Genomic DNA, 13,154 nt, shown 5'->3' with positions numbered 1-13,154 from the left:
GAACCCGGATTCGCCGTGAATGGATAAGGCGCCTTAGCCCTCTATGCGGGAAAAGTCCGCAACTTTGTGCACTGCAGCACGAAAGCGGTCAAGCAGCCCCAATCGCCCTGCACGTTTGGCCGGGTCGGCATCGTTGACGGTCACGCTTTCGAAGAAGGCGTCGATCGGCGCACGCAAGGTGGCGAGCGCAGCCATCGCGGCGGTGAAATCCTCTGCTGCAACAGCGGTTTCGGCGCGCGGTTCGGCAGCATCGAGCGAGGCGGCGAGTGCCGCTTCGGCGGGTTCCGGCTCGTAGTCCGCCGCCAGCGGGGCGTAGGCTTCCTTCTTGAGGATATTGGCAGCGCGCTTGTAGCCGGCGAGCAGATTCACGCCGTCCTCGGTACCGACGAAGGCCTGCAACGCATGGACGCGCGCGAGCAGGCGGACGAGATCGTCCTCGCTGCCGAGTGCGAAGACCGCATCGATCAGGTCATGGCGAACACCCGCTTCGCGCTGCTGGACCTTGAGGCGATCGGCGAAGAAGGCGACGAGCGCGGCAGGCGTATTGGCTACCACGGTAGGCGCGGTGCGCAGGAACTCCAGCGCGAGTTCCGAATAGGGCTCGAGCTTGATTTCGAAATCGCCCAGTTCGGCAGTGAAGTCCGCAATCCGCGCAGTGAATTCGTCGGTCGGCAGCGCGGGGTGCGGCTGCACCTTGCCGATCTTCTCGATGTAGATCGCGAAGTTGACATCACCCGCAATCGCACGGTCGAGCACCGAAGCGAACACGCTGGCGATGGCCCCGCGCAGCACTGCGGTCAAATTGCAGCGCACCTTGCCCGCCAGCAGGATCTGGATCACGCCCAGCGCAGCGCGGCGCAGCGCGAAGGGGTCCTTGGAGCCGGTGGGCTTCTCGTCGATTGCGAAGAAGCCCGCCAGCGTATCGAGCTTGTCTGCCAGCGCCACGGCGACCGTAACGGGCGCGGAGGGGACATCATCGCCCTGCCCGACCGGCTTGTAGTGATCGCGGATGGCGTCGGCGACTGCGTCAGGCAGTCCCTCGGCGCGGGCGTAGTAGCCGCCCATCAGGCCCTGCAGTTCGGGGAATTCGCCGACCATCTCGGTGACGAGATCGGCCTTGCACAGCTCAGCGGCGAGGCGTGCCTGCGCGGGATCGCAATCGCGCACGATGCCTTCGCTCGCCAGCCATTCCGCGAGCTTCGCGACGCGCGCTACCTTATCGGCAACCGTGCCCAGCTTCTCGTGGAAGGTGATGCGGCCGAGCTTTTCGGCGTGGACCGAGAGCAGCGTCTTGCGGTCCTGCTCCCAGAAGAAGCGTGCGTCGCTGAGGCGCGCGGCGAGGACCTTGCGGTTGCCTGCGACGATCATCGCGCCGCCGTCATGCGCCGCAATGTTGGCGGTGCAGACGAACGCGTTAGCCAGCTTCCCGGCACTGTCGCGGCAGATGAAATACTTCTGGTTCACCCGCGCGGTAAGCTGGATGACTTCGGGCGGCACTTCGAGGAACGCTTCGTCAAAGCGCCCGAGTAGCGGCACCGGCCATTCGGTGAGGCCCGCGTTCTCGATCACGAGGCCTTCGTCTTCAACAAGAACGAGCCCGGCGTCTGCGGCTGCCTTGCGCGCGCCCTCGCGAACAATGCCTTCACGCTCGGCATGGTCGACGATCACGTGAGCATCGCGCAGCTTCGCGGCGTAGTCCTCGACGCCCTCGATCACGATCTCGCCGCTGTGGTGGAAGCGGTGGCCCATCGTGGTGCGGCCGGAGGAGATGCCGCCAATCTCGCAGTGCACAACTTCCCCGCCGAGCAGCGCAACGATGCCGGAAAGCGGACGCACCCAGCGCAGCGAATCCGGCTGAAGGCTCGCCGCGCCCCAGCGCTGCGACTTGGGCCAGGGGAACGCGCGGATGATCGCGGGGATGGCCTCGGCCAGCACATCAGCAGCGGCGCGGCCGGGCTTCTCGACCACGGCGAACCACACGCCATCGCGTTCGGTGAGTTGGTCCTTGGTCAGGCCCGTCTTGCGCAGAAAGCCTTCGAGCGCCTGCTCGGGCGCCGAAGTGCGCGGGCCCTTGGTTTCCTCGCGCACCGCCTCGGTCGCGAGTGGAAGGCCGCGCGCGATCAGCGTCAGGCGGCGCGGGGTGGACCATACGGTCAGCGCGCCGACGGCGAGGCCGGCAGCCTCCATCTCGCGGCGGAACAGCTTTTCGAGATCGGCGCGCGCGCCGGCCTGCATCCGCGCGGGGATCTCTTCCGAACGCAGCTCGAGGAGGAAATCTGCGTTTGTGGTCATTGGGCTCATGCCGTCCACCCCGGGAACTTCGCTTCCCATTCGGGACGGTACTTCTCCATGTAGCCCTCGCACGAACCGCGCGCGAGATCGCGCACCCGGCCCATGTAGCTCGCGCGTTCCTGCACGGAGATCACGCCGCGCGCCTGAAGCAGGTTGAACAGGTGGCTTGCCTCGATTGCCTGCTCGTAAGCGGCGATCGGCACCTTGGCGTCAAGCGCCTTGCGGCACTCGGCCTCGGCGCGGCGGAAGCCTTCGAACAGCGTCTCGGTGTCCGCGACCTCGAAGTTCCACGTCGACATCTGGCGCTCGTTTTCGAGGAACACGTCGCCATAGCTCACGCCGTGATCGTTGAAGCGCAGGTCATAGACGTTGTCGACGCCCTGGATATACATCGCGAGGCGTTCGAGGCCGTAGGTCAGTTCGCCAGCGACCGGCTTGCAATCGAAGCCGCCCATCTGCTGGAAATAGGTGAACTGGGTGACTTCCATGCCGTCGCACCAAACCTCCCAGCCCAGCCCCCAAGCGCCGAGCGTGGGCGACTCCCAGTCGTCTTCCACGAAGCGGATATCATGGAGCAGCGGATCGATGCCGATCGCGGCAAGGCTGCCAAGATAGAGCGCCTGCAAGTCCGGCGGGCTCGGCTTCATGATGACCTGGTACTGATAATAGTGCTGCAGGCGGTTCGGATTCTCGCCATAGCGGCCGTCCGTCGGCCGGCGGCTCGGCTGGACATAGGCCGCATTCCAAGGCTGCGGCCCAAGCGCGCGCAAGGTAGTCGCCGGGTGGAACGTGCCCGCGCCCATGCGCATGTCGTAGGGCTGCAGGATCAGACAGCCTTTCGCGCCCCAATAGGCGTGAAGTGCAAGGATCATGTCCTGCACGCTGAGAGAAGAAGCGGGGGTGTTCGCGGTGTCTGCCATGGCCCGCGCGCTTTGGCCGATTGCATGCCGCAAATCAACCGGCAGCCGGGGCCGGAATGGGGGTTCTTGCGCAGGGCGCGCGCTTCGTTCATCCCTTGGGGGCGATGACGCGCCAGACCTCCCCCCTTCCCCGCCCCCTTCCCAGCCTGGCCCGGTTGTTCGCGGCCTTCCTGCTGATCGCGCTTGCAGCCTGCGGTGCGGCCAAATCGCCGCAGGACGAGCCCGCCAAAGTGGCGCTATGGGCCATATCAGACAGCACCGGCGTGCACGGCTGGCTGCTCGGCACGGTGCACTCGTTGCCTCCGGGGACGCATTGGCGCCGCCCGGTGATAGACAGCGCCATCGGCGGAGCGGACCGGCTGGTGCTCGAGATCGGCGAGCCGCTCAATCCGCAGATCGCAGGCGAAGCGCTGGGCCGGCTGGCGTTCACCCCGGGCCTGCCCGCGCCAAGCGAGCGCGTTGGCGTGAAGTTCCGGGCCGATCTGGCCAAGGTCTACAAGGACTTGTCGCTGAACGACGGGCAGTTCAAGGATCAGGAAAGCTGGGCCGTGGCGTTGCAGATCGCCGCGATCGGCGGGCTCAAGCAGGGCATGGAGCCCGATAGCGGCGTGGAGCCCGAGCTGCGCAAGGTGATCGGAGCGAAGCCGGTGACAGGGCTGGAGACCATCGACAGCCAGTTCGGCATTTTCGATACGCTCCCGCCGCGTGCGCAGACCGTGCTGCTTGAACAGGTGGCGCACGAAGCAGCCGATAACCGCGACGATGACAAGGACATGCTGGCGCTTTGGCTGCGCGGCGATGAACTGGGTATCGCGCGCGAGGCGCAAACGGGCTTCCTCGCCAATCCCGAGCTGCGCGCGGCCCTCCTCACCCGGCGCAATCTGGCGTGGGCGGACCAGATCAACACCATGCTGAAATCGGGCGCCAAGCCGTTCATTGCGGTAGGCGCGGCGCATGTGGCAGGTGTAGACGGCCTCCCCCGCCTCCTCGAAGCGCGCGGGTGGCTGGTGAAGCGGGTTTATTGACCCCCCACTCCCCCCGGTTTCACTTGCTTTTTCGCACCGACCCGCTAAGGGCCGCCGCTTCTTCGCGCGCATGGTCATCCCTGGAGGCGTGGCGCGGGGAAATCGGTTGAACAACATAACGTGAAGGTACGGACAATGAGCGATACGCTGCATCTGCCGGCCGAGACGCGTGAACGGGCTGGCAAGGGAGCCTCCCGTGCACTTCGTCGCGAAGGCCGCACCCCCGCCGTGATCTACGGCGGCAATCAGGATCCGGTTGCGATCCACGTCGAAGAAAAGGAACTGCGTCGCCAGCTTGGCACCGGTCACTTCTTCAACTCGATCGTCGAGCTCACCGTCGGCGGCGAAACCGTTCGCACGCTGCCCAAGGACGTTGCCTTCCACCCGGTTTCGGAGCGCCCGCTCCACGCCGATTTCCTCCGCATCTCGGCTGACCGCGCGGTCGAAGTCTCGGTGCCGGTGGTGTTCGTGAACGAAGCCAAGTCGCCCGGCCTCAAGAAGGGCGGCGTGCTGAACATCGTCCGTCACGAGCTCGATCTGATCTGCGAAGCGGACAAGATCCCCGACGATATCGCTGTCGACGTCTCGGGCGCCGACGTTGGCGATTCGATCCACATCAGCAGCGTCACGCTGCCGGCTGGTTCGCGCTCGGCGATCACCGACCGCGATTTCACCATCGCGACGATCGTTGCTCCCTCGGCTCTGAAGAGCGCCGAAGGCGACAACGAGACTTCGGCGGCCTGATCGCTGCTGCAAGGTTTGCGGGCCGGGCTCCTTTGGGGGACCGGCTCGCCCCTGCTACATCACCCCGGGCTTGACCCCGGGTCCTGCTTGCTCCGCAATTGCGGTGAAGGTAGCGGGGCCCTGGAGCAGGTCCGGGGTGACGTTTATCTGGCCCCGCATCCCTTCCCGGTCCCACAACAGGAGAGCGCGCGATGCAGCTCTGGGTCGGCCTCGGCAATCCCGGGCCACAATATGCCCTCCACCGGCACAATGTCGGCTTCATGGCGCTGGACACCATCGCCGAGGTGCATTCCTTCGGCCCCGTCCAGAAGAAGTTCCAGGGCTGGGTGCAGGATGGCCGCATTGGCCAGCAGCGGATCATCCTCCACAAGCCCGCAACATTCATGAATGAAAGCGGCCGCGCGGTGAGCGAGGCGCTGCGCTTCTACAAGCTTGGCCCCGATGCGCTGACGGTGTTCCACGACGAGCTCGATCTGGCGCCATTCAAGGTCAAGGTGAAGCAGGGCGGCGGCCATGCCGGGCATAATGGCCTGCGCTCGATCGACCAGCACATCGGGCCTGAATTCCGCCGCGTGCGGCTCGGCATCGGGCACCCGGGACACAAGGACCGCGTGACGGGCTACGTGCTGGGCAATTTCGCCAAGGCCGAGCAGGACGACCTCGTGACCATGCTCGGCGCGGTTGCCGGAGAGGCCGAATGGCTCGCTTCCGGCGACAGCGTGCGGTTCATGAGCGAGGTCTCACTACGCCAGAATTAGCCTTTCCGAGCGTCGGTTTCGCTTACAGTAACGTGACGTCCAAACATGCGTTAACCAGCATAATCGGCAGAAATGCGTATTTGGCATCAAGTTTGCTTTGTCTACGTTTAACCACGGTTATGGCAAGGGGACACTACCATGAAACGCATCCTGCTTACTTCGGCCGCCCTTCTGGGTCTCGCCGCGATTTCCAGCCCGGCTTCGGCCTGGGTTAAGCACACGCACTATTGCGATTGCGGCCACCCGTCCGGCAGCACGATGTGCGGTTCGAGCACGACTTCGACCACGACCGGTGGCACCACGACGACCACGGGCGGCACGACCACCACATCGGGCGGCACAACCACCACTGGAGGCACCACGACGACCGGTGGCACGACCACCACGGGCGGCACGACCACGACCAGCGGCGGCACCACCACCACGTCTGGCGGCACCTCGGTTCCGGAACCGGGCATGCTCGGCATGATGGGCCTCGGCTTCGTGGGCCTCGCGCTGGCGCGTCGCCGCCGCCGCTAATCTCGAAAGCCCCTGCCCCACCCACTGTCCTTCAGGGCGCTGCCACAGCCCCTGAAGGACCGGTAGGGCAACAGCAGCGATGCAGGGGACTTATCCGCCCGCGTTCATCGCGCGCGCCAGATCCGCACGAATTACCCGGTTCGCGGGGTCGAGCTGACTGGCTGCTTTCATAAGACGCAGCATCTGATCGCGGTCGCGGCCCGATTCCAGGCGCACCAGCGCGGCCATGTGCAAATTGTCGGCATTGCGCGGCGCGAGATCGAGAGCACGGTCGGCGTAGCTCAGAGCGACATCTGCCTGACCGCTCCGCAGCGCGGCCAGCGCCATGCGTCGGAGCGCTTCGGCATCGTTCTCATGCCCCGGGATCTGCCCGAAAGCCGCCAGCACGGCAGGCCAGTCCTGCCGGACCATTGCGGCCTGCCCGGCGTTTGCCAATTGCTGGCTGGCCTTGAACGCCGGTGATTGCAGCCGTGCCAGCAAGGCACCGGCCGATGGATCATTCGCCGCCTTGGCAGCTCGCACCGCCAGATCAAGCGCGCGTTCGCCTGCAAGCACACTGTCTGACAGCGGCTGTACCGTGCGAAGCGCCGTGCGGGCATCGCCGACCGCCAATTGCGCCTCGGCCAGCATGAGCCGCGAATAGGGGTTCTGCGGCGATAGCAGCAGCGCCTGCGCAAACATCGCGCGCGCCTGTTCGGGGTGGCCCAGCCGCAGCAGCGCCTCGGCATAGCTCATGCCATTGGCCGAACGCGGATCGAGCGTCGCTTCCTGCCCGACAAGCGTCTTGCGCACCGTCTCCCAATCGCCCTTCTCGGAAGCGAGCAGCACGGTGAGATCGATCACCTCGGGATGGTTGGGGGCAATCTTCGCCGCCCGCGCGACAATCTGCAGCGCCGCGTCGATCTGCCCTTCCATGTCTGCGAGGCTGGCAAGCGCAGTCAGCGGCTCCACCCGCGCGGGGAAGGCGTCGGCGGCTGCGCTGAAGTTCTGCTTTGCTGCCGCGAGTTGGCCCAGCTTCGCCGCCAGACTTCCGGCCATCATCAGTGTGTCGAGCCGCCCCGGCCCCAGTTGACGCAGGGTCTCGACCGCCTTGCCGGCAGCGGGATAGTCCTGCGCGGCGATCAGGAAGCGCGCATGGTCGTGCACCAGCGCATAGTTGCGCGGATCCACTGCGAGGCCGCGGCGCAAGGCATCAAGCGCAGCCGGCGAATTGCCATTCGCATTCTGTGCCGCCGCGCGAAGCCGCCAGGCATCCGCGGTATTGTCGCGGCCGAGCAGGGTTAGCGCGGCTTGCGGCTGGCCGCGCAGGATCGCAGCCTCGGCCTTCATCCGGCTGAGTTCAGCACTGGCAAGGCCGCCTTCCTCAAGGCGCGTCAGGGTCGCCTGCGCGCCGTCGCCATCGCCCAGTTTGAGCTGGGTGCGGGCAAGCAGCAACATCATGTCACGGTTGCCGCCATCACCGTCGAGCGCGCCCAGAACCTGCGCACGGGCTGCTGCATAGTCTTCCGCGGCGAATGCCTTTTGCGCGGACGCATACTGCGCCGCCGGATCGGTGCGCGAGCATGCTGCAAGCAGCAGCAGGGCGGCGAGAAGTGCGGAGCGTTTCACGGCATCACCAATACCACCTAAGCCCTGATAATTGGTTGAAGCGGGCCGATGCTCACCTGGCACCCGGATCGTCGGAATGGTTTACAAGCGGCACATTGTTAATCATCCGAAATGGCGTGTTTCCGCGAATGGCATGGTGTTTGCAGCGTAAGAGCAGGACCACATTTTAACTACTCAGGGGCAGGGTCATGAACACCTACGCACAGTTCGCAATCGCGGTCGCGGCATCGTTGACGGTCGCTTCGCCAGCGCTTGCCGACTCGATGCTGTTCAACTCCAGCGACATCGGCAAGGCCGTGACGCTCGACTACAACGGCTATGACAGCAATGGCGGCGCCTCGATCGGCGGCCTCACCGGCTCGACCACGTTCACGCTGACCGGCGTCTCGGGCAACGATTACACGTTCGATTACTCGGTCAGCAACACGAGCTCGGCCCCGGTGACCGGCTCGCGCATCTCGGGCTTTGCGTTCAACACCGATCCGACGATCACCGGCGCGTCCTCGACCGGCGCCTACGGGTTCACGCAGCTCAACTCGAACTATCCCAACGGGATCGGCACCGTTGATGTGTGCTTCAAGGATGCCAACACGGGCGCCTGCTCCGGCGGCGGCAGCGGCGGCCTGACCCTCGGCCAGACCGGCACCGGCAGCTTCGTTCTGAGCTTCGCCTCGCCGGTTTCGGCGCTGACGCTGAGCGACTTCTACGTCCGTTATCAGTCGATCACCGGCATCCCGGGCGTCAGCTCGGCAACGGGCGCTGGCACGATCTCGAGCTCGACCAGCGGTGGCAGCACCTCGACGGGCGGTACGCCGGTTCCCGAGCCGGGCATGCTGGGCCTGTTCGGCGCTGGCATTGTCGGCCTCGCGCTGGCTCGCCGTCGCCGTCCGGTGGCGCGGGTCACGCTCGCCGCGGCCTGAGCCTCGACTACCTGAGCCCCAAAAATGCGAAAGGGCTCCGACCTTGCGGTCGGGGCCCTTCTTGCATGGATCAGCCGCGCTGCGCTTCGGCGAGGTGCTTGGCGATCGTCGGGTTCTGCGGCGCCTTCTGCGCGGCGCGGCGGAGCAGATCGAGCGCGCGGTCCTGGTTGCTGCCACTCTGGAAGAGCAGCCAGCCGAGCGTATCCATGATCGAGGGATCCTCCGGCGCGACCTGAATGGCGCGCTGGGCAAACTGCAGCGCCTTGTCCTTGTTGCCGACCTGCGCCTGCGCCCAGGCCATGTTGTTGAGCACCAGCGGGCTGCGACCATCGGTCAGCGCGAGAATCTGCTCGTAGGCGGTGATCGCGTTGCCCCAGTTGCTGGCCTTCATCGCCGCATCAGCGGCGCTTAATGCCTGCCCGAGCGATTGCGGCGAAGGATAGCGCGCGCGGGCGGCAAAGAAGGCCGCGTTGGAATCGCCGGCTGCCTCGGCTGCCTTGGCAAGCAGGCGCAGGTCTTCCACGCTGGCAGTCTGGCTCCGCGCGAACGGCGTCAGCGTCTGCACCGCGCCGCCCGCATCGCCGCCGGCAAGCTGCGCCTTGCCGAGCTCGCGCCGCAACACAACGCTTTCAGGATGGCGCGCAAGCATCGGCGCGAGCCGCGCGCGGGCCTGCTCCGGCTGCCCGATGTGGGTGAGCGCCTGTGCATAGAGCACCTGCGCGTCATCGCGGTCCTTGAGCTTGTCCTCGCTGGCCTGAAGGATATCGCGGGTGGCAGTCCAATCGCCCTTGGCCGAGGCAAGCCGCGCCTTGAGATAGGCGAGCGTGCCATCGGTGGTCACACCCTGGAAGCTGGACAGCAGCGCCGCCAGTTCGTCGGTCCGTCCAAGATCGCCCAGAAGTCCTGCCTGCCCGGTAAGCGCGGGGAGATTGCCCGGGTATTCCTTGCCCGCCTTGGCATAGGCGGCAAGCGCCTTGCCCAGCTGCCCTTCAGCCGTGGCGACCTGACCATCGACAAGCATGGCATCAAGCAGGCTGCCATCTGCTGCAAGCGCCTGATCGGTCAGGCTGCGGGCAGTTGCTGTATCGCCGTTCAACAGCTTGAGCCGCGCAAGGCTGGCAAGGGTCGGCGCGTGCTTCGGGTCCGTGGCCAACGCGGCCAGAAAAGCCTGCTCCGCCCCGGCCTTGTTGTCCTGCGACAGCAGCGCGAGTCCGCGAAGGCGCAGACCGGCAGCGGACTTGTCATCGCCAAGCGCGGTGAGCGCTTCCTGCGTCTGTCCGCGCAGCAACGCGGCTTCGGCAATCAACCGGTTGAAGTCGTCAGGCTTCTTGAGGTTTGCCAGCTTTTCAAGGCTGGCCCCTGCCGCGATGCCGTCGCCCATGGCCAGCGCATTTCGGGCGTGGAGTTCGATCAGATTGGCATCATTGGGATTGGCCGCCATCGCCGTCGCAAGATCGGTCTGCGCGGCGAGGTAATTGTGCGCGGCATATTCGGTGCGCGCCTTGGCGGCGGCAGCCTTGGGATCGGCTCCGCAGCCACCCATCATCAACGCAATCGCAAGGGCCGACAGCGCAAGGGTTGAGGGGACTTTCCGGTTCATCAGGACGCTTCCTTTGGCGCCCAGCGCGCATGGTTCACGCCGGGCATTACATTCGGAACGGACCTAACCGGCAACCCTTGAAGGTTTGGTGAAGAGGATGTGAACTTAGCCGGCCCAACCGGCAATATGGCCCGCCTCGATCCCCTGGCCCAGCGTGAAGCTCGATCCCACCGCCGCGACCACCGCCGTCTTGCGGTTGAGACCGAGCAATTCGCGCAAGCGGAACGTGGCCTCGATCCCGGTGCAATGCGCGGCAAACAGGTAGGCAAGGCCCTTGAGCCGGCCCGCGGTCTCGACCAGCACGGCGTCTGGCTTGCCGAACAAGTGGATGCCGCCGATCACCGCATGGATACGGGCATCGCCGGTGATCGCCTTTGCATCATCGGCAATGTTCATGATCCCGGCATGCCCGCAGCCCGTCACGATCACCACGCCCTGCGCAGTCTCGATCACCAGCGACGTGTCCTCGCGCAGCGTATCGGGCGAAAGCTGCCCGCCGGTCTTCACGAACAGGCCCGGGTTCCAGTTCGTCTCGGCGTGGCCGCGCGGCACCGGCCCCGTCAGCCAGACGCCCGTGGCAATCTCCGCCGGACCGGACAGCTGCTGGATGCGCCCTCCGGTATCGAGATAGGCCCTGGCAAGCGCCGGAAAGCCGTTTTCCGTCTCGCCCTTGCCATCCTTGCTAAAGCGCGGCTCGAAGATCCCCTCACCCACGTAGAGATGGGAAAGCGCGCTCGGATTCTTCGCCATCAGCGCCTTGCGCAGGGTGATGAGGCCGCTGGTGTGGTCATCGTGGAAGTGCGAGATCACCACGTCCTCGACCGTCGAGAGATCGATCTTCAACGCCTCGGCATTCTTGAGCACGACATCGGGGTTGCCACCTGTATCGAACAGGATGCGCCGCCCATCGATCTCGATCAGCGCCGAATAGCCCCACTCACCGAGCCCTACATAGTCAGTGAGCATGGTCGAAAGCGTTGTCACCTTCACGCTCTGTGCCGTGTGTGCAGGGCTCTCTGCCGCCCGCGCCCCGCCGCCGCCCAGCACCGTGAGCGCCGCCACCAGCAACACCATCCAACGCCGCATATCGCCTACGCCCCCTTGACCTTGTGCCCAAGCGATACCATCGCGCGCATCACGGCATCGGGCAAGCCATCCTTCTTTCGCCCGCTGCGATGGACAAGGGATCAGTACATGGGTTTTCGCTGCGGGATTGTCGGGCTGCCGAACGTGGGCAAGTCGACGCTGTTCAACGCGCTGACCGAGACGCAGGCGGCGCAGGCGGCGAACTATCCGTTCTGCACGATCGAGCCGAACATCGGCAACGTGGGCGTGCCTGATCCCCGGCTCGATGAACTGGCGCGTATTGCGGGCAGCCAGAAGATCATCCCGACCCAGCTGGGCTTCGTCGATATCGCCGGGCTCGTGCGCGGGGCATCCAAGGGCGAAGGCCTCGGCAACCAGTTCCTCGGCAACATCCGCGAGGTGGACGCCATCGTTCACGTGCTGCGCTGCTTCGAGAACGCCGATATCCAGCATGTCGACAACAAGGTCGATCCGATCTCGGACGCAGAGACGGTCGAGACCGAGCTGATGCTTTCGGACCTCGAAAGCCTCGAAAAGCGGGTTCCCGCTGCGCAGAAGAAGGCCGCGCAGGGCGACAAGGAAGCGAAGATCACCGCCTCCGTCCTCGGCCAGGCGCTCGATCTGCTGCGCGAGGGCAAGCCCGCGCGCCTGACCGTGCCGAAGGACGATGAAGAAGCTCGCGTGTTTGCGCAGGCGCAGCTGATCACAGCCAAGCCGGTGCTCTACGTGTGCAACGTCGAGGAAGAGGCCGCCGCGACCGGCAACGATTTCTCCGCGCGCGTGTTTGCGAAAGCCAAGGCCGAAGGCGCCAACGCGGTGATCGTCTCCGCCGCGATCGAGGCCGATATCGTGACCATGCCGGTGGAAGACCGCGCCGAATTCCTGAGCGCGCTGGGGCTGGAAGAAGCCGGCCTCGCCAAGATCATCCGCGCCGGATACGACCTCCTCCACCTCCTGACGTTTTTCACCGTCGGGCCCAAGGAAGCACGTGCCTGGACGGTCCACGCCGGGGCCAAGGCGCCCGAGGCAGCGGGCGAGATCCACTCCGACATGCAGCGCGGCTTCATCCGCGCCGAAACCATCGCCTATGAGGACTTCGTGACGCTCGGCGGCGAAGCGGCGGCGCGCGATGCGGGCAAGCTGCGGCAGGAAGGCAAGGAATACGTGGTGCGCGACGGCGATGTCATGCACTTCAAGTTCAACGTATAAGGTATTGGACTAATGCAGTATTACGAGGATCTTGAAGTCGGCAGGGTGACCAAGTTCGGTCACTATGACGTGACGCGCGAGGAAGTGATCGAGTTCGCGAAGAAGTACGATCCGCAGGCCTTCCACCTCGACGACGAGGCCGCCGCCGCGACGCATTTCGGCCGGCTTTCCGCGAGCGGCTGGCACACCGCCGCGATGACGATGTCGATGACGGTGGCCAATCTGCTCAACAACAAGCAGGCCGGCCTCGGCTCGCCCGGCATTGACGAACTGCGCTGGATCAAGCCCGTCTATCCGGGTGACACGCTGCGCTGCGAGAACACGCTGCTCGAAAAGCGCCGCAGCAAGACGCGGCCGGAAATGGGCATCATCAAGGGCGAGACGCGCGTGTTCAACCAGAACGACGAACTGGTGATGAGCTTCAAGGCGCTCGGCCTCGTCGCGACGCGCGATCCGGCAGGGACAGACTGAGC

General features: G+C 65.5%; 12 protein-coding genes. 7 read left to right on the top strand and 5 right to left on the bottom strand.

Features of this window, described 5'->3' with window-relative positions; translation table 11 throughout:
- Window positions 1–33: 33 nt before the first annotated feature.
- Window positions 34–2,292 carry a glycine--tRNA ligase subunit beta gene (glyS, locus tag NSE01_RS12340; protein ID WP_371863218.1) on the bottom strand — a complete coding sequence of 753 codons (2,259 nt, stop codon included), beginning with the start codon at window positions 2,290–2,292 and terminating at the stop codon, window positions 34–36.
- 5 nt (window positions 2,293–2,297) lie between these two features.
- Window positions 2,298–3,212: a glycine--tRNA ligase subunit alpha gene (locus NSE01_RS12335; protein ID WP_147159941.1), complete on the bottom strand. Its 915-nt coding sequence runs from the start codon at window positions 3,210–3,212 to the stop codon at window positions 2,298–2,300.
- A gap of 56 nt (window positions 3,213–3,268) precedes the next feature.
- On the opposite strand from NSE01_RS12335, the gene NSE01_RS12330 reads away from it, so the two are divergent.
- From NSE01_RS12330 to NSE01_RS12315, 4 genes are all read left to right on the top strand, one after another.
- Window positions 3,269–4,237 (top strand): TraB/GumN family protein, encoded by a 969-nt coding sequence (locus tag NSE01_RS12330; RefSeq protein ID WP_246135191.1) that lies wholly within the window; start codon window positions 3,269–3,271, stop codon window positions 4,235–4,237.
- Between the two features lie 135 nt (window positions 4,238–4,372).
- Window positions 4,373–4,981, top strand: a complete 609-nt coding sequence (locus NSE01_RS12325; protein WP_147159940.1) for a 50S ribosomal protein L25/general stress protein Ctc — start codon at window positions 4,373–4,375, stop codon at window positions 4,979–4,981.
- A gap of 191 nt (window positions 4,982–5,172) precedes the next feature.
- A complete protein-coding gene (gene pth, locus NSE01_RS12320; protein ID WP_147159939.1) occupies window positions 5,173–5,739 on the top strand; it encodes an aminoacyl-tRNA hydrolase in 567 nt (188 codons plus the stop codon).
- 138 nt (window positions 5,740–5,877) lie between these two features.
- Window positions 5,878–6,258, top strand: coding sequence for a PEP-CTERM sorting domain-containing protein (locus tag NSE01_RS12315; RefSeq protein WP_147159938.1), 381 nt, complete (start codon window positions 5,878–5,880; stop codon window positions 6,256–6,258).
- Between the two features lie 90 nt (window positions 6,259–6,348).
- Here NSE01_RS12315 and NSE01_RS12310 read toward each other — a convergent pair whose 3' ends face one another.
- Window positions 6,349–7,866, bottom strand: coding sequence for a tetratricopeptide repeat protein (locus NSE01_RS12310; protein WP_147159937.1), 1,518 nt, complete (start codon window positions 7,864–7,866; stop codon window positions 6,349–6,351).
- 188 nt (window positions 7,867–8,054) lie between these two features.
- On the opposite strand from NSE01_RS12310, the gene NSE01_RS12305 reads away from it, so the two are divergent.
- A complete protein-coding gene (locus NSE01_RS12305) occupies window positions 8,055–8,786 on the top strand; it encodes a cistern family PEP-CTERM protein (protein WP_147159936.1) in 732 nt (243 codons plus the stop codon).
- Between the two features lie 70 nt (window positions 8,787–8,856).
- Here NSE01_RS12305 and NSE01_RS12300 read toward each other — a convergent pair whose 3' ends face one another.
- The gene (locus tag NSE01_RS12300; protein ID WP_147159935.1) at window positions 8,857–10,386 is read right to left on the bottom strand and encodes a tetratricopeptide repeat protein; all 1,530 of its coding nucleotides are present in this window, start codon (window positions 10,384–10,386) and stop codon (window positions 8,857–8,859) included.
- Between the two features lie 105 nt (window positions 10,387–10,491).
- Window positions 10,492–11,472: an MBL fold metallo-hydrolase gene (locus NSE01_RS12295; protein WP_147159934.1), complete on the bottom strand. Its 981-nt coding sequence runs from the start codon at window positions 11,470–11,472 to the stop codon at window positions 10,492–10,494.
- 108 nt (window positions 11,473–11,580) lie between these two features.
- On the opposite strand from NSE01_RS12295, the gene ychF reads away from it, so the two are divergent.
- Both ychF and NSE01_RS12285 read left to right on the top strand, forming a co-directional pair.
- Window positions 11,581–12,681: a redox-regulated ATPase YchF gene (gene ychF / locus NSE01_RS12290; RefSeq protein WP_147159933.1), complete on the top strand. Its 1,101-nt coding sequence runs from the start codon at window positions 11,581–11,583 to the stop codon at window positions 12,679–12,681.
- A 12-nt stretch (window positions 12,682–12,693) separates the two neighbouring features.
- On the top strand, window positions 12,694–13,152 hold the full coding sequence (locus NSE01_RS12285; RefSeq protein WP_147159932.1) for a MaoC family dehydratase: 459 nt from the start codon (window positions 12,694–12,696) through the stop codon (window positions 13,150–13,152).
- The last annotated feature ends 2 nt before the right edge of the window (window positions 13,153–13,154 follow it).

This window comes from Novosphingobium sediminis, assembly GCF_007991615.1.
GTDB lineage: Bacteria > Pseudomonadota > Alphaproteobacteria > Sphingomonadales > Sphingomonadaceae > Novosphingobium > Novosphingobium sediminis.
This window is presented reverse-complemented; position numbering and strand designations above follow the sequence as displayed.

Coding starts and splice junctions, on each gene's coding strand:
- glyS (WP_371863218.1), bottom strand. CDS start 2,292: ATGACCACAAACGCAGATTTCCTCCTCGAGCTGCGTTCGGAAGAGATC.
- NSE01_RS12335 (WP_147159941.1), bottom strand. CDS start 3,212: ATGGCAGACACCGCGAACACCCCCGCTTCTTCTCTCAGCGTGCAGGAC.
- NSE01_RS12330 (WP_246135191.1), top strand. CDS start 3,269: ATGGGGGTTCTTGCGCAGGGCGCGCGCTTCGTTCATCCCTTGGGGGCG.
- NSE01_RS12325 (WP_147159940.1), top strand. CDS start 4,373: ATGAGCGATACGCTGCATCTGCCGGCCGAGACGCGTGAACGGGCTGGC.
- pth (WP_147159939.1), top strand. CDS start 5,173: ATGCAGCTCTGGGTCGGCCTCGGCAATCCCGGGCCACAATATGCCCTC.
- NSE01_RS12315 (WP_147159938.1), top strand. CDS start 5,878: ATGAAACGCATCCTGCTTACTTCGGCCGCCCTTCTGGGTCTCGCCGCG.
- NSE01_RS12305 (WP_147159936.1), top strand. CDS start 8,055: ATGAACACCTACGCACAGTTCGCAATCGCGGTCGCGGCATCGTTGACG.
- NSE01_RS12300 (WP_147159935.1), bottom strand. CDS start 10,386: ATGAACCGGAAAGTCCCCTCAACCCTTGCGCTGTCGGCCCTTGCGATT.
- NSE01_RS12295 (WP_147159934.1), bottom strand. CDS start 11,472: ATGCGGCGTTGGATGGTGTTGCTGGTGGCGGCGCTCACGGTGCTGGGC.
- ychF (WP_147159933.1), top strand. CDS start 11,581: ATGGGTTTTCGCTGCGGGATTGTCGGGCTGCCGAACGTGGGCAAGTCG.
- NSE01_RS12285 (WP_147159932.1), top strand. CDS start 12,694: ATGCAGTATTACGAGGATCTTGAAGTCGGCAGGGTGACCAAGTTCGGT.